Genomic DNA, 17,567 nt, shown 5'->3' with positions numbered 1-17,567 from the left:
CAAAGACTTATGCTTTGAAATACGGTGGTGCTTTTAACCACCCTTTTCTCATTAATAAATCTTTTAACGTTATTGCGTATGTAAACTTCTTCATCTGAAATTTGGCGAACATTGCCGCAACATCCGGTCGTACTGACTCTGTCATGCCCCGGCAAGCATAATTTATTCCCAGTACTATATTGAAGCTGAGAAGACTCGCTATTTCCTCATCAGACAGTTTGGACCCCTCTGGAATATTTCGAAAGTCGCCAATCGGTTTATTCGGCGATGGCTCTTGCAGCGGGACGCCTTCTGCTTTTAAAAACTCAGTTAACTCTGCAAATATGGGACCATGCACATCGTTAATGACTTCTTTCAACTTCTCCTTAAGTTCAAGATCCTCTACAATATTATAAGACACCTGTTCTCCGCGCATGGTTTGTTCTGTTGCGGTCAAATAAAACCACAGATTCATAACTTCTCCGACGTTTAAAGGCGGCTTTTCACCATCCAGAAACGGCTTAATCGCATCAGTGAGTACTTCCATGATATTCATGTTCGCAGCTCCTTTTTCTAGTTAGAATTCCCATCTGATTGATTATTATTTCGTCCTTGTCTGGATAGTGTCTTATTGGTTTTGTATGATGGTACGGGTCTAGACTTCAACAGATTCTCCAGCTACTGAGGAAAGCCTGTTATCTTTTCTCTTTAAAGTCCCTATCACAATACCAACCGTGGTAAGCATAAAGGCCACAACGTGAATCCAACCAATTTTTTCATCCAAAAAAATAATTCCCCCAACCATACTGGCAAAAGGCAGCCCGTTTAGAAACATCGCTGTTTTGTTGGCACCTAGAAATTTTATACCATGATTCCAACCTAACGTACCCAGTGAAGAGGCTGCCCAAGCTGACATCAACATAACAGCCCAAGCCGTTCCTGGCATATGAATCTGTGCGTACGACGAAGGCCCAAGGAAAGTCACTGTACCCAGATTTAGCATGACTCCCCCAATTAGTGTGGAATAGGTAGTGACAACTAAAGTTGGCATGGAAGTTGTCGACAACTTCTTGATGAACAATGCACCAACAACATACGCCAACATGGATAGAAGCATAATGATATCTCCCCATCCAGATAAACCAACCGAGCTATCTACCGACTTGGAAGTTACGACCAAAACGACCCCTGAGAATCCAAACAGAATGCCAAGGCCTAATCTCAAATTGAATTTTTCCCCAACGAAAATGGATGCAAGCAGAGCGGTAGATAACGGATTTAAACCTAGGATCAGCGATGCATTTGTAGCTGTAGTCGTTACAACCCCATATGCTAAAAACAACTGATGAAAGAAGATCGATGTTAGCCCTATAATTAAAAGAAGCCCCCACTGTTTTGCATTGGGTTTATAGAAGCCATACTTTTTAAATACAAACGGAAGCAGCACAATGCCAGCGAGCGGAATCCTAATTGCGGCTACAAGCATGGGCGAGATAAATTGTGTAAGGTATTTCACCATTACAATATTTAAACCCCATGAGATGACCACCATAGCTAGGATGAAATAAATGATTTTCTCTGACTTTACCAAGTTGATGCATGCCTACTCTCTATCGATTATTGACTTATGTAGTCTTATTACACCACAAAAAGACACCTAAGACGGTGTCTTCTACTACCTATCATCTTACTACACTCTTTTGCTTCCATTTTAATAGAACATATAGTAACTATAGTTTCCTACTAGCGTTTAATTCATAGTTACTTCTATGAAACTTTTTAACCATATCTTTATAACAATTATTTTCTTGTTCACTCAAACCAAACTGATTATCTTTAATAATCAGATTTCCAATGATACGTTTCAAAATTTCGCTCCTGCGTCCTAACATCTCTGTATAGTTCAATCCAGCCAACTCCTTGCTTATTTTTATTTCGTATCCGTCCTATTAAGTATAACAAATAGCTTTTTCGGTGAAAAACCGCCTATGGATACCTAAAGCTAAGTATTCCGCCCTATGAATGGATTAGACCTAACCAAATCTATGTATTCGAAAACATCCTCCCCTATCCTCCCAATTAAGTACCACATAATGCAAAAGACACCCTCTAGGGTGTCTTCGTTAGATCCGTAATTCGCTGCTGTGTGAAGATTGTCTCGCGGGATACAGGCATAGACGAGCTAATTGAATCATATTTATCAAAGAGAATTTCCAGGAAGGATGCGATTTACTAGGTATGGAGCACCTTTTACCACCACAAATAGAACTAATTCTACAGTTTGGCATCGTCTTTTTCTGGACAATCGCTTATATATGGGTCATTTATAAAGGGTTCCGGGATCGAACCTGCGGAATGCCACTAGTCGCCCTATGCGCCAATATCACTTGGGAATTTCTGTTCTCCCTCGTCATGCCTTTCCACCCACTACAGCAAATCGTAACCCTATTATGGTTCTTATTAGACTGCATCATCCTGTTTCAATTCCTCTATTATTCAAAAAACTTATCTCCAAAATGGCCTATAAAACCTATCGTCCTCTCCCTATTAGTCATTGCACTGCTGCTTCACTACGGAATGGCTGTCGAATTTCATGATCCAGAGGGTAAATATTCTGCATTTGGAATCAATCTCATGATGTCCATACTATTTATAAAAATGCTGCTGAAACAAGATTTACACGGCCAATCCATCGTCATCGCCTACTCTAAAATGGCCGGCACCCTGTGCGCATCTATTTGGTGCTATTCCCTAAACCCGAATTCAATCTTGTTAAACATGCTGTACATTCTTATATTTATTCTAGACGTCGTTTACATCCTCTTCGTTTATAGCAAGTCAGTTAAGACCATTCATAGATCCACTATAACTCACCATGCCTCCCTTTAAGGGGCTATAATCTTCATTGATTTTTCGTTGTTGTCAAATTGATTGGCCGCATTGCGAGCCCTAATGAGTAAATAGTAGGTTTTCCCAGATGTTAAACCTTCCACCTTATCCTCATAGGGGTAACGTTTGCTCCGATCTCCTCGTCCAGCATAGTCTAAAGGAATGCCTAAATGCAGTGGGATGGCCTGTACCTCTTGCGTTTTCATGTCCTGTTTTAAATCAAAATCTTGACCCTCTTTCACATAAAGCATGTACGAAATAGGACGAGCCTGCGAATGTGCCACATCCCACTGGACGAAGACATCTTTCCCTCGGATATCTATATTCTGAATCCCCACTCTCGGTTCCGTGTAAGGTTTACCGAACGGAGGTGTCAATGTATTTCCCCAAATTGGCGGTTTAGCCGCAGCTTCCCCATGATCCATGACATAAGTATCTATAGCTGCAACCTGAGCATTGGAGATGTAGTGAACCATACCGAGATCAGTAGCTTCTTGTACATCAGCAAGCAGCATGTTTGATGCTTCATTCTGCTCACCATTTAGCGCTTTCTTCATTAAATCACCGTTCGGCCCTTCCGCATAACCAAGGCTGAGAACACGAAATCCGTCAGCACGATCCGATTCGGCCAAGAGCTTTTGTGCATAATTATACTTATTATCATTGAATGTAGCTTCGTTAAACCACTGAGCCTGGCTGCTATCCAGCCGATAACTTTCAAATAAAACAAAATCCACTAATCCTCGCAAAGTGAACGTATAAGCTGTCAAATCAGGATTGTAGAAAAAAAGCCCACGGTTTGCAAGCAAAAATCGATTTGGATACGCTTGTCGAATGTTCGCAATTAATTGCTTCATCCCAGGCTGAGTCCACTCAAATTGACCTTGATTGGAACTGGATGCATTGGTAAAAGAGTTTGGTGCCGCAGTATCCAAAGTATCCAAAAACAACCCGTCACAACCATAACCTTGACCGGAGTCGTGGGATAAAAGCTCTTTGATTCCCGATACCCTATCCGTTTGAAGTTTCATGTCGAGTAAAGCTTTAAACCATTCCGGATGACCGGGATTTACAAAAGCAGCCTTGAAATTCGTATTAAAATCAGGCGTTCCCGCCTTCCCGATTGTACCGAAAGTCACGAAATTATCATTCAGATAAAAGGGAGCAAATCCTCCATTACTCGCTTTCCCCTTCAGATCAAGATCCGTCGGAACGTCGCTGCCTTTGGGAAAAGGGGCTCCTGCTCGCGGATCCGTAGATGGACCAGATCCATCCAGTACGAATCTCGCATCCTTTTTCATATCATCCGGGCTCATTCCCGCTGTCCGAAGATCTTCGCCTATTGAAACATAAGCTAAGACGAGCACATCATCCGAAGCATCATGTGGGTCCTTTCCAGCACGAATCTTAGCTATTTGCTTAGGTGAAATCCCGCTGCGTGTATCCAAAATAACCAATCTGTATTTCTGCCTTGCTTGATCAATTAACGAATCCGTCCATTTGCCATAATAGATCAAATAATTCTGAACGTGATTACGAATGGTCTCCCGCGATTCAAAGCGCAATCGATTAAGATCAGAACTCGTTGTATGTCCATCTTTATCCGTAGTTGTTAATCGGAGGTCCACTGTAAGATTTGCTTGTATAGCATCTTTTTCCTTATTCCATGAAACGGTAAAATCACTTTCTCCTTCTTTGCTTTCAAAAGAAGAATTTCCATCCAATGTGGCCTTACGATACTCCGTTGAACCTTCCGGTTTAATCAGTAAATCGACGACATAACTTGCTGCCTTATTAGAAGTATAAGTAAAAGTTAGGGGAATTTGTGAGGCATCCACCTGAGTTGGAGTCCATAAATCTAATTTTGTTTCTGTTGACTTCTCGTGAGTTACACCGCTGGACTGCGTTTGTTCACAAGCACTAAGTGTAATCGCGCAACAAACTAGTGCAGTTAAAAAATATAAAATTGGTAATGACTTCATTCTCATATCAACCACCACTCCGTTATTCTCTATGATATTTCCATAATCATCCTAATTATGTAACTATATCATATAAGATAGGATTCTACGACACTACTAATTGCTTTATCGGTAGATATATGGAGGATTGCCACGATAGTTCAAATCCATGAAACTCTCCCTTTTTGTAAACAAGGTATTTACTTAGTGATAATACTCCACTTACAAATGTGTCCTACAATGGAGTTATCTTATTGTGGTGGAGGCATCGAAATATGACAGCCAAAATAATCCTTGCATTTGCCTGTATGTTAACCTTTTCTGCTTTAGGTGTCAGTGCATCAGAGAGTCATATTGTTCGTCCGTACTCACCAGAATTTTATAGCTCTACCGAACAATTTGAATATGAGTTTGAGTGGCAAAACGGTAAAATCATAGCCAATCCTTAATGACCAATTATAATTTCTCAACCTAGAGTAGAATTAAACATAAGCTTGCCACGAGTTTATAAAAGCACCCTCTTGGGTGCTTTTTCATTTATGAAACTGAAACTAGTCTTTTTTGTGACTATGTCACTGAAGATCGATTCGACTCCCTATAAAATTAATTATAGATCCATTAAAATTTTGTGGGAGGTTAACCATGAATCATTATTACGACCGCTCGAATCTCGAACGAATTCCTGAGCTCATAAAGCTCGCCCCTCAAGCTGCAGCTTCTTTTTTGTCCTTTGAACGGGACGTCTTTCATTCTACAGAGGCCATACCTTTAAAGATGAAAGAACTAATTGCTGTGGCTGTTGCTCACGTGACGGGTTGTCCCTACTGTATTGATGTGCATGTAAAAAAGTGCAAAGAGCTAGGTGGTACGAAAGAAGAAATCTTAGAAGCAATTTTAATTGCTACTTCGACGCGAGCAGGGGCTATTCTCAGCCATGCGACACATGCCTTAATAGCATTCGATGATCATCCAGAACAGTTAACTGGACAAACAACAGACCAGCAGTCCTCAATTCCTGATTGCTTCTGTTAATGAAATGATACCTGTATTAGATAACAGGCAGAGGTACCTTCGACAAAAAGAGTGAATATTTTTGTGCTTTTCGCTCAATTCAATGTAATTCAGTTCATAACAATTCATCCACGTTTGGATATCTTCTTCTGCAAGCTCTCTTTCGAACCTATATGAGGAACAAATCAAAAATAAAGAAGCCTGCGCGTTGACATCAAATCGAATTTCCCAAATGAAAAAAGCACCCTCTCGGGTGCCTCTTCATTGTATGGAGGTGGGCCATGGTATGGGAAATCCATATTTCGCCGTCATATCAGGCTAAGATCATTCAACCTTTTCCCCATCACTGCTGGGCAAGCCAACATTCAAGAAAGCTTTCGTCCGGTCGAACTTCGGATTTGTAAAAAGCTGCTGCGGATGGCCGGATTCGACGATTTCTCCTTTATCGATAAACATGACCCGATTCGCTACTTCTCTGGCGAAGCCCATTTCATGAGTCACGACAATCATCGTCATGTGTTCCTCTGCGAGGTTCTTCATCACCTGCATCACCTCTCCCGTCAATTCAGGGTCGAGGGCGGAGGTAGGTTCATCGAACAATAGGATTTCAGGATTCATCATTAATGCTCGGGCAATCGCGACCCTCTGCTTCTGGCCCCCGGAAAGCTTAGCCGGATAATCCGATGCCTTCGCGGAGAGTCCAACCTTTTCCAATAATTCCAAGCTCCGCTTTCGAAATTCCGCAATCGGCTCACCTTTAACGATTCGCGGAGCGAGCTCCAAATTCTCTCTCACAGTAAGATGAGGATACAAGTTAAAATGTTGGAACACCATGCCCATCTTGGAGGTGATCCGTTTGATTTCAGAGGGTTTGGCGTAAATTCCATCTTTGACCAAGCCCTCTCCTGCTATGTGAATCGTGCCGCCATTAATCTGCTCAAGATGAATAAGACTTCGGAGCATTGTACTTTTGCCGGAACCCGAAGGACCAATGACTGCAACAACATCTTTCTTTTCCACTTGAAACGTCATTTGCTTCAGCACGTTCAACTCGCCAAATGACTTACTTAGGTTAGCTACTTCAATGATTGCCACACGCGCCATCCCTTTTATTCAAATTTAAATCTTCGCTCCAGCCATTTAAAAAACACAGTTAGCAGAAGTGTCATGACCAAATAAATAATGCCCGCGATAAAGAAAGGCATGATGGTGAAGTCACGATTGACCGCTGTCTGGGCAAAATGAAGCAATTCCGGAACTGCAACAGCATATAGCAGCGCGGTATCTTTAATCAGCGTAATCGACTCATTGGATACTGCAGGCAAGACGACTCGAAACATTTGAGGCATGATAATTCGCAGCATAGTCTGCCACTTGCTAAAACCTAGAACCTGTGAAGCCTCATATTGGCCTTTATCAATCGCAAGCAAGCCGCCTCTAAAAATTTCGGCAAAATAAGCCGCATAGTTCAGAATAAAACCTAAACAGGCAGCGGTAAATCGGTCCAGCACCAAATATTGTCCGATCCCCGGCAGCATGGGAAGTCCGAAGCAAATCACGAGCAATTGCAGCAACAGCGGCGTTCCGCGCATGATATATATATACGTATTAGCGAGCGACGAAATCGGTCGGTTACTGCTTTTTACCGCCAATGTAAGGACAAAACCCAAAGGGATAGACACCACAATGGCAATTAAAAATAAAAGGACCGTCATTTGGGCCCCTTCCAGCATAGGGATGACCATCGAAGTGAAATAATCAGATGACATCAAACAATACCTCCAAAAACAAAAACGGGATTTCCCAAAAAGAAATCCGATTTTGCCATATCTTCTTCGATTACGTTTACTTCAATACTTTATCTTCACCAAACCACTTTTGCGAAATTTTAGCAGCGGTGCCGTCTTGATTTATCTCATCAAGCGCTTTTTGCAGCTTTTGAAGCAGTGCCTCGTTGCCTTTCTTCACGCCAATCCCGTATTCTTCAGGAGCTAACGATTCACCAAGCAGCTTGAAGCTTCCCTTTTCTTTGGACATGTAGTACTTAATAACAACTTCATCAATGATCACCGCATCGATGCGGCCAATCTTCAAATCGTTTAGCGCTAGAACATTATCGGCATACTCCGTTACGGTCTTGACTTTGGATTTTAACGGACTTTCGTTCAATGCGTCAGCAGCCGAAGAGAGGGATTGAAGCCCTACAACTTTACCAGTCAGATCATCCAGCTTGGTGAAATTGGATTTAGCCAGCGTGACAGCCACCTGCGCATTTTTCAAATAAGGTTTGGTAAAAAGTACTTTGCCTTTACGCTCGTCCGTAATCGTATATCCGTTCCAAATGAGATCAATCCTGCCGCTGTTCAGCTCGGATTCTTTGGTTGTCCAGTCAATCGGTTGAAAAACTGCTGTTGTCCCCATTTTTTCAGCAGCTGCTTTCGCATAGTCGATATCAAAACCGACAATCTCATTCTTCTCATCTCGGAATCCCATCGGCGCAAATTTATCATCAATACCGATCACTATCTTTTTCGCGTCACCTGCGTTACCTTTTGGACTCGAGCATCCTGTAATTAGAGAAATTGCCGTCGTGATTACTAATACCATCGTTGCCAATCGTTTCATAAACTCCAACTCCACCTTTACCTTTTGTATCAATGACTTTAGCACGTTACCACTTTATCAAGAATTACATAATATCATATGTTCTCGAAAAATGTCGATATAGATATTGGTAAATGTTCTTCTGCGGCTCGAAAGTGCCAATGTTTCATACTATAATGTCCATTTCACTTGCTGTCGAAGCCTTTCAATTCGTCGGACTACATGGAACTTTTAGTGTTTTAGCAGCTGAATACCTTAAGGCTTCACCAGTGTTTGGTGAGAACTATTATTCAACCGCCTAAAATAACTGCGAAAGTGCAGCTATTTTACTAAAATCGTTTCAGAAGTGGAAAAGCCTGCTACTATGCAGGAATTTTTAGCTTTTCCAACCTGAATTTAAAAAAGACCGAAAAAGCCTGCACGATTGCAGGAATTTACGAATATGAGTTATTTAAAGAAAAAAAGCATGTACAATTGCAGGTTTACCAAACAAACAGTGACGTCTTCTCGTTAAAGTTCGCTCAAGCCCAGAACATATAAATTCTGTTTAAAGAAAAAAGCACCCTGATCGAGGTGCTTCTTTCATTTGTATGGAGGTGAGGGGAGTTGAACCCCGATACATAAATTTGCATGTACTTGCATCCAGCTTAACGGTGTCTGCAAAAAAACCAACGCATCAAAATCCCTCCCCTCCAATGGGGACACAACTATTCCGTTTGGACCCCTATAAAGATAAAAACCACCTTCAGGCGGTGAATGAGTACTTACATCGGTTCGTTTGACGATGATTATGTTTAGCTTTAATGATGCGGTAAGAAAGCTTTATAAGATTCGGCACGGAAAATACTTTTTCTATAAAATATGAAAACGCTGAACGGTTTCCTCGTTTCGTGTTGCATTCCATGCAAGCAGCGAGTAAGTTTTGGGGAAGATCTGAGCCGCCTTTGCTTGAGGGGACAATATGATCTACCGTCGTTGCGGGACGTCCGCACCACAAACATGTGTATTTATCCCGTTTTAATGCAGTTTTTCGATAGTCTCGAAATGAAAATGGGTTGTAAAGTAATTGGATTGTCTGCTCGTCGATCCAGACGGCACGAGCTCGGTTAACTTCCCGCCAAGCCCGGTCAAGCACACATGGGGTTAGTTTCTGACCATCCACATTGAGCACTGTTATCATATTCAATCGCCTCCCAAGGCTTTATTTAGACAATAACCACAGACAAATTAATGTTTATATACGTGGTTATGTAAGTTGGAGACGAGCTACTGTAAATGAGTTTGGGTCGCCATATGATGTCTACATTTAGTCTGCAATTTCACTCTTAAGAAGGCGAAAACCCGCTCTGGGAGCGGGTTTTTAGTATGGAGGTGAGGGGAGTCGAACCCCTGTCCGAAAATATCGCAACACAGGCATCTACGGGTGTAGTCACAGTTTTGATGTCACCCGAGCAGCGCCCCGTAACCGGCTATGCGTTGGGTCAGCCTGATTATCTTCTTACGTCGACCCCAGGCGGAGACCGAACGTCGTATCCCACTATAGTTGAGCCCCTATCCCAGTCACATGGGCGATGCTGAGGAGGAGCACGCTAACAGGTTATTAAGCTGCTAAAGCGTAAGGTTGTGTTTGTTTGCCATTTAATAGGCTTTAGCGTTTTATAGTGGACGCGGCCCCACTACCCGCAACCCGTGCCCAAACTATCCCCGTCGAATCCAAGAACACCCCCGGATTGCCTTCGTTGCCGTCATCATAGACGGTGAAGGTAAAAGACGTGCAGTTGAGCCAAATTGCTTTCAAATCTTTGCTGCTAAATTAGTATAACACATACGGATGAAAAATGAACGACTAGGTTCATGGAAGTCGAGGAGCTGCCTTCCAGTATGGGCTGAACACCTATCTGGCAATCTTCTGCTTCTCACGCAGAGCACGTTGAATGTCTCGCTGTGCATCCTTTTTCGCTGCGGATTCACGCTTGTCGAACTGCTTCTTCCCTTTGCCTATGCCGACCAAAAGCTTGGCGTAACCATTTCGGATATACACCTTCAGTGGAACGAGGGTGTAACCTTCTTGCTTTGCCTGCCCTAGCATCTTGGCGATCTGCGCCTTTTTTAAGAGCAGCTTCCGCGTCCGTGTTGGATCTTCCGGATTACTTCGGTTGCCTTGATCAAAAGGACTAATATGCATGTTGTGTACAAATGCTTCGCCATTGCGAATAGTCGAAAAGCTATCGCCTATGTTTGCTTTACCTGCCCGTAAGGATTTGATCTCCGTGCCGGTCAGGACAAGACCGCATTCATACGTTTCTTCAATAAAGTAGTCGTGTGAAGCCTTTTTGTTCTGGGCGAGCAATTTGCCATCGGCCTTTTTCGTTGCCACGTGAGATCCTCCTCCCGCACGTTCAATGCAGGTAAATACTGCTACAATGTGCATCCTATTGTAGCAAGTTCATGGCCGAAAAGCAAGAAGCGGCATTATCTCCGCCGCTTCTTGCTGCCATCGCCGTCGTCGCTCCGACGACGACCACCCTTGGCGAGCGCGTTCACGCCGCTCGCCCAATCACTACCGCCTGCGCTGCGCTCAGCAGACGAACCGCCACCCGCTTGGGCTTCGCCCCCAAGCGCAATCCCACCGCGGCCGCGCTTACTTTCGCCGCGGGCAACACCGCTCTCTGTCCGCCCCGCGCCGACAGATTCAAGCCTTGCGCTCAAGCTGCCGCCTTCGCTCAGCTTAGGACCGCCCGCTTTGCCGCGGCCAGCTCCACCTCGGCCGCGCTTCTCGCTCCACGGCGTGCTCCCAGCCTTCCCGCGCCGCGATTTGCCCTGGCCTGAGCCGCCCTCTGCACGCCATACTCCACCTTCTGCGCGTCCAGAATCTTCACCGCGCCCTTGCCCTGCTCCGCCATCAGCACGCGCTGCGGCTTCAATCCTACGAGCTGCGCCTCCTGCAGCACGTCCCGCTCCACGCTCTTGACCTATTCCTTCAGTCGCTCCTCGAGCTCCGCCACGTCCTTGACCTACTCCTTCAGCCGCCCCTCGAGCTCCACGCCCTTGACCTACTCCCTCAGCAGCTCCTCGAGCTCCACGCCCTTGACCTACTCCTTCAGCCCCGCCACGTCCAACTCTCTCAGCTCTTCCCTTACCTTCACCCGTACCACCAGCTCCGGCTCTATCTTTGCCACGCTCTCCACCACCAGCACCCTGATTTTTCGCATAGCCACCTTTGCCTTTATCGGCAAATCCGCCCTTACCTTTTTCGGGTTTGCCTTTGTTGGATCCACCTCTGAAGCCCTTAAATCCAGCCGCCCCCTTGAAGGGAGGCTTTCCTCCACCGCCGCCGCGACTAAACCCGCCCTCTTTGCGAGGCTTCATATCGAGCAGTTCAAAATCAATCGTATGCTCATCCATATTGACACGAGCTACGCGAATCTTGATTTCATCCCCGATTCGATAGATCTTGGACGTACGTTCACCGATGAGAGCAAACTGTCTCTCATGGAAATTATAATAATCGTCAGTCAAATCGCTAAGGCGAATCAAGCCTTCAACCGTATTGTCGAGCTCCACGAACATACCGAAACCGGTAACGCTGGAGATAATACCTTCGAATTCCTCGCCGACTTTATCCAGCATGTACTGAGCTTTCTTCAACGCTTCCGTCTCACGTTCCGCATCGACCGCAACTCGCTCACGCTCCGAGGATTGCTGCGCAATATCACTCATCCGTGATGACAAATATTCATGACGCTTATCAGATAGCGTACCGCCGCTTTCCAGCACCTCACGAATCACTCGATGAATAATTAAATCCGGGTAACGACGAATTGGCGATGTAAAGTGCGAATAAAATTCCGCCGCCAAGCCGAAATGCCCCAAACTCTGCGCATCATAGCGAGCCTGTTTCATGGAGCGAAGCATAATTTTACTAAGAACCGTCTCTTCGGGAGTCCCTTTAATCTCTTCCAAAAGCGCCTGCAAAGCCCGTGGATGTACGGAATTCCCTTTGCCTTTAACGGAATACCCGAAGTTCGTTACAAACTCCATGAAATTCATCAGCTTCTCAGAATCAGGGTCTTCATGAACACGGTATAAGAAAGGTACTTTCATCCATGAAAAATGCTCAGCAACCGTTTCATTCGCAGCCAGCATGAATTCTTCGATCATCATTTCAGCGACGGAACGTTCTCTTTTTACAATATCCGTAGGTTTGCCTTCGGAATCAACGATAATTTTAGACTCCTCGAAGTCAAAATCAATCGCTCCGCGCTTCATCCGTCTGGAACGCAGCCTTGCAGCCAGCTCTTCCATTCGTTTGAAATCTTCCATCAAATAGGCATATTTTTCAACAATGTCCGGCTCTGCTTCACCTGTCAGAAGCTTACGTACATTCGTATACGTCATGCGTTCACTAGTTTTAATAACACTCGTGAAAATTTCGTGGTTTACCACTTTTAGATTCTCATCGAACTCCATCTCGCAAGACATGGTTAAACGATCTACACGTGGATTGAGCGAGCATATCCCGTTAGATAATCTATGAGGCAGCATTGGAATAACACGATCAGTCAAATACACGGAGCAGCCGCGATTATAGGCTTCAATATCCAATGCAGTGCCTTCCCGCACATAATAGCTCACATCGGCAATATGCACACCCAAACGGAAGTTGCCATTTTCCAAAAGCTCCACGTTTACCGCGTCATCCAAGTCTTTCGCATCTTCACCGTCAATCGTTACAATACGCTTAGAACGAAGATCCCGCCGTCCTTGACCAATAATTTCTTCTTCCGTAATGGAATCCGGTGCGGCATCTGCCTCCGCCAGAACGTCCTCTTGGAAAGCCTCTGGCAGTTGGTGTTTACGTACGATAGCCAAAATATCAACACCTGGATCATCTTTGTGGCCAAGGATCTCGATAATTTCTCCTTCAGCAGCAGAACGTCCCTCTGGATAGTTTACAATCTTGACGACAACTTTTTGCCCCGTAACAGCGCCCATGAAGGCATGCTGAGGGATGAAAATGTCCCGAGACACACGCTTATCATCCGCGATAACGAAACCAAACGTCTCCTGACTCTGAAAAACACCAACAATTTGCGTATTCGCACGCGTAATAACTCGCACGACTTCGCCTTCCAGCCGGCCTCCGCCTTGACTCCTCGCGGTTATCTTGACGAAGACAATGTCGCCATTCATCGCGGTATTTAGATCATGGGCATTAATGTATACATCCGGGTGGTCCCGATCATCTGGAATTAAAAATCCGAAGCCTTTGGCATGTGCCTGCAGCTTACCTCTCACCAAATTCATTCGTTCAGGAACGCCGTAGCGGTCATTTCCGCCTCTGACAATGTGACCACTTTCCTCTAATTGATTCAACAATTTAATAAAATCCTTAAACTCATTTGCACTCTCAATCCCAAAATATTTCTCAAGTTCTTTATAGGACATAGGCTTATAAGCCTCTTCTTGCATCAAACTTATGATTTCTTTATCTGTCGTCATACTCTCTTCACCTTCTTGTTGTTGTTGAGCCTAGCTTCTAATGCGCCGTACTTGTTTCCTTTACTCCATAGTATGCCACTTTCAGGGAAAGGATAAACGCAGTTATATCGGCGTAGATAAGCTCTCTCTCTTGATCCAGCAGCAATCCATGGGATGACTCTGGGTAATATCGAAGTTCTTTCACTTGTGAACTAGTGCGCTTATGTAAAAAAGCTGCGCTTTCCTGATGGACTACACCATCCTTGCTCCCTTGACCGATCCATATCGGTGCTTCAACCTCAGGCAGCATTCTTTTCACTTGTTTTAACAGCTTTAGTAGGCTTACTACGCACCGAATCGGCGTTTTGGTATATGCACATGACTCATCTAATAACGTGGAGACTTGTTTGGGCTTCTTGGCTACAAATTTGATAAAATATTGCAGCAGTACGGCCAGCGCCAACTTCCTTGATGTCAGAAAAATAGGCGTAGCCAGCGAAACAACCCCAGCCGCACGACGTTCCACAGCCAGCTTCAAGGCGAGTAATCCGCCCATGGAATGTCCCATAACAACAACGCTTTTGCATTTCGCTGCAAGTTCGTCATAACTCTCCAGCACATGCCCATACCAATCCGTCCATCCGGTTCGTATCATCTCTTCAGGTGAGGTACCGTGTCCTGGAAGTTTGACTGCATGGATGGTGTATCCCTCATCTCTGAGTACATATCCAATCCGTCTAAACTCCGAAGGTGACCCGGTGAACCCATGGATCATCAGTATGCCTGTCTCTTGATTATCTCCACTTCCTGACCAAAAGAATGGTTCTGTCGACTTGTAAATTCTGCTCTCGATGGTAACCAGCTCCTACTCCTAACATCCATTTAAAATGAAAAAACAGCAGGAGTAGATTTCCCCTGCTGTTATCGTTTTATGTGTGTTAGGCCTTTACAACGTATGCTACGACAATGGAAAGAATGAAAAATGCAGCAGCAAGCCCCATCGTGAAACGGGACAAAAATAGTTCCAGACCGCGTGCTTTTTGCTTACCAAATAAGTGTTCTGCACCACCAGAAATGGCACCGGACAAACCTGCGCTTTTACCTTTTTGTAAAAGTACAATCGCAATTAATCCAACCGAAGCTATGATTAACAAAATTTTCATAAAGATTACCATGTGATTAGCACCCCAATTGCCTGTTCTTTGCCTTATACAACTAGCATGAGTATTTTACCACAGTTCGTCCTAGAATACAACAAAGCGCCACTCTGACGGTTTCTCTTCTAGTCACGGTAGGATGGTGTTGGTGATTGTCGGCTGGAGCTTCTTGCACGCTTGTTTCGTCCAAGAAAAGCTTGCACGGCCTGTTTCGCACACAACAAAGCAAAGAGTGTAAACCCAATGGCCCACACAATAGCCGGAATACCGGTATGCAGTGCCAGATTCGTGGCATCACCCGCTTGCCGTGCATTGCCCCATGCATAGATGATCAAAGAGAACGGGCCAAACACAGATTCCTCCAAGCATAAGAAAGCGAGCAATAAATAATAGAAATCACTTAACCACTTTGGCGTAAGCGCCAGAATAATGATTGTCAGGGCTATGAAGCCAACTAAGAACGTGACTCCGAAACCATTTCGCACGAACAATACTAACGAAAGACCAGATAGGAGAATCATGACCTGCAAACCTAATCGCTGCTTGCCTCTCGAATAAGCTGAGAACAGGAACCAAGCAAAGAGTGAAGCCGTTAAATAACCAGCTAAGGCCACGGGAATGATCGCCCATTGCTTCGTAATTGACGAATAAGTAACCCCGCTATGATCCTGATAGAGCTCAATGTACATCACCTTTCCCGATAGGGCCAAAGTGACTACAGCATGAGCGAGTTATGAAAAGTAGTTTTTTTGTACAAGCACTTCAAACCCTTGTTAGTACTACCTATTTCGACATTTTTAGACATATTCATAAGTTGGACAATTTACTTCCATAAAATGATGATTATTTTTAATATTTACATGCCCTTATAACTTATCCATTAATAAAAAACATGGACAATACTTTTGAAAAGGTACACTTCCCTTATCACTTTAACCATAAATTAAATAAATTGTGAGCTCACATGGATTATCTTATTTCTTTGTACTTACGCACGTCATTTAAAATTATATAAGTCATCTTTAACTCTTCCGTGGTCTGACTTTCGAGAATAACATTAATTTTCTCTAACACCTCTTTTTTATCTTTTCTATAAGACTTTAGTGGCCTTTCAAATAATTCAATCGGTTCAATTTTTAAGGCATCGGCAATTCTGCTTATAGTTTCTAATGATATATTGATTTCTCCACGTTCAATTTTACCAAGATACGATCTGTCAATCTCTACGAGTTCGCTTAACTGCTCCTGAGTTAGATTTGCAACTTTACGGTAGAACCGAATACGATCAGCTACTTCTTTAAACATCTTCAAATGCCGCTCACCTCTCTTCCTAAAGAGTAGGTGAGTAAATAAATAAGTTAAAGTGAACTATACTACCATTTACCATTTGTAAATGGGTATTATAATACCCTATTATAATATTATAAATACCATTTCAAGGAGACTTATAGATATGAATCAATTACCTAATCAATTAGTTATTGAAAACGTCGTTCAATATAAGCAACGCGGAAAAGTATGTTATTCTGGTAGTATTTTAGCTACAACTGCATTAACAGTAATATACGTGAAACCTTTTGATGACCCCTCTGGTAAGGGATATCAAAGACCAGTGATTCAAAAAAAATGTAGTGAATTCGCTACATACTTATCAAAAGGAGACAGTGCGCTATTTCCTCCAATATTATTAAATTCAGAATCAAGTTGGGAATTCGTACCTTATGATAAACAAAGGCCAAGCTTCGGACGACTCATATGCAACAGAAAGGCCTCTCTACTTGATGGGCAGCACCGTCTTGGAGGTATTAAAATCTATATACAAGAAACAAATTCTGAACTTAACATTCCATTCGTCGCTTTCCATTTTCTTGATTACGAAGAAGAGATTGAACTTTTTGATACAATAAACACTAAAGGTAAACAAATTGGCAGTTCCCTAAGTAAATATTTACTACGACATTCAGACGATTTAAGCTGGATTGCCACTGAGTTGGCATTACGCAACGATAGTCCTTTTCATAATATTTCTACGATTACTGGAAAAAGAACGCCAGAACGCCATGTAACTCTTCAGAATCTATATCGTTTCCTAGAAATACTGACTAAATCCCCACATGTCTCCAGGTTATCAAAAGACGATAGACTAATGCTTGCTTTAATCTATTTTAATTCGCTAAAAGATCATTTCAGTAATGAATGGTCTAATTACAAAGAATTTAGAATTACCCATATCGTATGTTTAAATGCCTTGAGTATAGTCGGAGCAGCAGTTTTATCTGCCTGTGTATCCCAGGACAAGAAACAAATTGACTACAATCGTATTGATAAGTTTGTAAAGAAGATCAAAGGAATCGACTGGGCTACATCAAGTTCTCTACGATATATTCGTGGCGCAACAGGTTCAAAAACACTAGCCTCTGAAATACTAAACCAAATCCTAATCGAACATTAGGTTGCCTAAAAGTAACTTAAACAGCGTTAGTTA

General features: G+C 43.4%; 17 protein-coding genes, 1 other RNA gene and 1 pseudogene. 4 read left to right on the top strand and 15 right to left on the bottom strand.

All coding sequences use genetic code 11. The features are described from left to right. Positions 1-7: 7 nt before the first annotated feature. The 3 genes from NYR53_RS01685 to NYR53_RS01675 all read right to left on the bottom strand — a co-directional run bounded on the left by NYR53_RS01685 (position 8) and on the right by NYR53_RS01675 (position 1,886). Positions 8-535 (bottom strand): DUF3231 family protein, encoded by a 528-nt coding sequence (locus tag NYR53_RS01685; RefSeq protein ID WP_261303645.1) that lies wholly within the window; start codon positions 533-535, stop codon positions 8-10. Between the two features lie 99 nt (positions 536-634). After that, positions 635-1,570 carry a DMT family transporter gene (locus tag NYR53_RS01680; protein WP_261303644.1) on the bottom strand — a complete coding sequence of 312 codons (936 nt, stop codon included), beginning with the start codon at positions 1,568-1,570 and terminating at the stop codon, positions 635-637. Positions 1,571-1,709: 139 nt separating this feature from the next. Then, positions 1,710-1,886: a hypothetical protein gene (locus tag NYR53_RS01675; protein ID WP_261303643.1), complete on the bottom strand. Its 177-nt coding sequence runs from the start codon at positions 1,884-1,886 to the stop codon at positions 1,710-1,712. A 331-nt stretch (positions 1,887-2,217) separates the two neighbouring features. Here NYR53_RS01675 and NYR53_RS01670 point away from each other — a divergent pair, with 331 nt between their 5' ends. Further along, positions 2,218-2,868, top strand: a complete 651-nt coding sequence (locus NYR53_RS01670; protein ID WP_261303642.1) for a transmembrane-type terpene cyclase — start codon at positions 2,218-2,220, stop codon at positions 2,866-2,868. Here NYR53_RS01670 and NYR53_RS01665 read toward each other — a convergent pair. Further along, complete coding sequence (locus NYR53_RS01665; protein WP_261303641.1) at positions 2,865-4,850, bottom strand: hypothetical protein; 1,986 nt, start codon at positions 4,848-4,850, stop codon at positions 2,865-2,867. The two genes, NYR53_RS01670 and NYR53_RS01665, sit on opposite strands and share 4 nt — an antisense overlap. A 254-nt stretch (positions 4,851-5,104) precedes the next feature. Between NYR53_RS01665 and NYR53_RS01660 the strand changes: the two genes are divergently transcribed. Both NYR53_RS01660 and NYR53_RS01655 read left to right on the top strand, forming a co-directional pair. Then, positions 5,105-5,278 carry a hypothetical protein gene (locus NYR53_RS01660; protein WP_261303640.1) on the top strand — a complete coding sequence of 58 codons (174 nt, stop codon included), beginning with the start codon at positions 5,105-5,107 and terminating at the stop codon, positions 5,276-5,278. 193 nt (positions 5,279-5,471) lie between these two features. Next, the gene (locus NYR53_RS01655; protein WP_261303639.1) at positions 5,472-5,861 is read left to right on the top strand and encodes a carboxymuconolactone decarboxylase family protein; all 390 of its coding nucleotides are present in this window, start codon (positions 5,472-5,474) and stop codon (positions 5,859-5,861) included. A 303-nt stretch (positions 5,862-6,164) separates the two neighbouring features. Here the strand turns inward: NYR53_RS01655 and NYR53_RS01650 are convergent, their stop codons facing one another. The 11 genes and pseudogenes from NYR53_RS01650 to NYR53_RS01600 all read right to left on the bottom strand — a co-directional run bounded on the left by NYR53_RS01650 (position 6,165) and on the right by NYR53_RS01600 (position 16,387). Then, on the bottom strand, positions 6,165-6,935 hold the full coding sequence (locus NYR53_RS01650; protein WP_290428984.1) for an amino acid ABC transporter ATP-binding protein: 771 nt from the start codon (positions 6,933-6,935) through the stop codon (positions 6,165-6,167). A 14-nt stretch (positions 6,936-6,949) separates the two neighbouring features. Continuing rightward, the gene (locus NYR53_RS01645; protein WP_261303638.1) at positions 6,950-7,609 is read right to left on the bottom strand and encodes an amino acid ABC transporter permease; all 660 of its coding nucleotides are present in this window, start codon (positions 7,607-7,609) and stop codon (positions 6,950-6,952) included. A gap of 76 nt (positions 7,610-7,685) precedes the next feature. Next, positions 7,686-8,465, bottom strand: a complete 780-nt coding sequence (locus NYR53_RS01640) for an amino acid ABC transporter substrate-binding protein (protein ID WP_261303637.1) — start codon at positions 8,463-8,465, stop codon at positions 7,686-7,688. A gap of 724 nt (positions 8,466-9,189) precedes the next feature. Continuing rightward, positions 9,190-9,624 carry an HNH endonuclease gene (locus NYR53_RS01635; protein ID WP_261303636.1) on the bottom strand — a complete coding sequence of 145 codons (435 nt, stop codon included), beginning with the start codon at positions 9,622-9,624 and terminating at the stop codon, positions 9,190-9,192. A gap of 183 nt (positions 9,625-9,807) precedes the next feature. Then, positions 9,808-10,171: a transfer-messenger RNA gene (gene ssrA, locus NYR53_RS01630) on the bottom strand. Between the two features lie 167 nt (positions 10,172-10,338). Continuing rightward, positions 10,339-10,821 carry an SsrA-binding protein SmpB gene (smpB, locus tag NYR53_RS01625; protein WP_047679001.1) on the bottom strand — a complete coding sequence of 161 codons (483 nt, stop codon included), beginning with the start codon at positions 10,819-10,821 and terminating at the stop codon, positions 10,339-10,341. Positions 10,822-10,916: 95 nt separating this feature from the next. Continuing rightward, positions 10,917-13,946: a ribonuclease R gene (gene rnr, locus NYR53_RS01620; protein WP_261303635.1), complete on the bottom strand. Its 3,030-nt coding sequence runs from the start codon at positions 13,944-13,946 to the stop codon at positions 10,917-10,919. Positions 13,947-13,983: 37 nt separating this feature from the next. Continuing rightward, a complete protein-coding gene (locus NYR53_RS01615; protein ID WP_261303634.1) occupies positions 13,984-14,700 on the bottom strand; it encodes an alpha/beta hydrolase in 717 nt (238 codons plus the stop codon). A gap of 163 nt (positions 14,701-14,863) precedes the next feature. Beyond that, a complete protein-coding gene (gene secG / locus NYR53_RS01610) occupies positions 14,864-15,100 on the bottom strand; it encodes a preprotein translocase subunit SecG (RefSeq protein ID WP_029196004.1) in 237 nt (78 codons plus the stop codon). Positions 15,101-15,207: 107 nt separating this feature from the next. Further along, a pseudogene (locus NYR53_RS01605) lies at positions 15,208-15,798 on the bottom strand (M50 family metallopeptidase); the annotation flags it as partial. A gap of 253 nt (positions 15,799-16,051) precedes the next feature. After that, on the bottom strand, positions 16,052-16,387 hold the full coding sequence (locus NYR53_RS01600) for a helix-turn-helix domain-containing protein (protein ID WP_261303633.1): 336 nt from the start codon (positions 16,385-16,387) through the stop codon (positions 16,052-16,054). 148 nt (positions 16,388-16,535) lie between these two features. On the opposite strand from NYR53_RS01600, the gene NYR53_RS01595 reads away from it, so the two are divergent. Beyond that, positions 16,536-17,534, top strand: a complete 999-nt coding sequence (locus NYR53_RS01595) for a DGQHR domain-containing protein (RefSeq protein WP_261303632.1) — start codon at positions 16,536-16,538, stop codon at positions 17,532-17,534. The last annotated feature ends 33 nt before the right edge of the window (positions 17,535-17,567 follow it).

Origin of the sequence: Paenibacillus andongensis (assembly GCF_025369935.1) — a bacterium.
Taxonomy (GTDB): domain Bacteria; phylum Bacillota; class Bacilli; order Paenibacillales; family NBRC-103111; genus Paenibacillus_E; species Paenibacillus_E andongensis.
This window is presented reverse-complemented; position numbering and strand designations above follow the sequence as displayed.

What these genes read in the sequence shown, in the direction of transcription:
- NYR53_RS01685 (WP_261303645.1), bottom strand. Translation starts at nt 535, where the DNA reads ATGAATATCATGGAAGTACTCACTGATGCGATTAAGCCGTTTCTGGAT.
- NYR53_RS01670 (WP_261303642.1), top strand. Translation starts at nt 2,218, where the DNA reads ATGGAGCACCTTTTACCACCACAAATAGAACTAATTCTACAGTTTGGC.
- NYR53_RS01665 (WP_261303641.1), bottom strand. Translation starts at nt 4,850, where the DNA reads ATGAAGTCATTACCAATTTTATATTTTTTAACTGCACTAGTTTGTTGC.
- NYR53_RS01660 (WP_261303640.1), top strand. Translation starts at nt 5,105, where the DNA reads ATGACAGCCAAAATAATCCTTGCATTTGCCTGTATGTTAACCTTTTCT.
- NYR53_RS01655 (WP_261303639.1), top strand. Translation starts at nt 5,472, where the DNA reads ATGAATCATTATTACGACCGCTCGAATCTCGAACGAATTCCTGAGCTC.
- NYR53_RS01645 (WP_261303638.1), bottom strand. Translation starts at nt 7,609, where the DNA reads ATGTCATCTGATTATTTCACTTCGATGGTCATCCCTATGCTGGAAGGG.
- NYR53_RS01640 (WP_261303637.1), bottom strand. Translation starts at nt 8,465, where the DNA reads ATGAAACGATTGGCAACGATGGTATTAGTAATCACGACGGCAATTTCT.
- NYR53_RS01635 (WP_261303636.1), bottom strand. Translation starts at nt 9,624, where the DNA reads ATGATAACAGTGCTCAATGTGGATGGTCAGAAACTAACCCCATGTGTG.
- rnr (WP_261303635.1), bottom strand. Translation starts at nt 13,946, where the DNA reads ATGACGACAGATAAAGAAATCATAAGTTTGATGCAAGAAGAGGCTTAT.
- NYR53_RS01615 (WP_261303634.1), bottom strand. Translation starts at nt 14,700, where the DNA reads ATGATCCATGGGTTCACCGGGTCACCTTCGGAGTTTAGACGGATTGGA.
- secG (WP_029196004.1), bottom strand. Translation starts at nt 15,100, where the DNA reads ATGGTAATCTTTATGAAAATTTTGTTAATCATAGCTTCGGTTGGATTA.
- NYR53_RS01600 (WP_261303633.1), bottom strand. Translation starts at nt 16,387, where the DNA reads ATGTTTAAAGAAGTAGCTGATCGTATTCGGTTCTACCGTAAAGTTGCA.
- NYR53_RS01595 (WP_261303632.1), top strand. Translation starts at nt 16,536, where the DNA reads ATGAATCAATTACCTAATCAATTAGTTATTGAAAACGTCGTTCAATAT.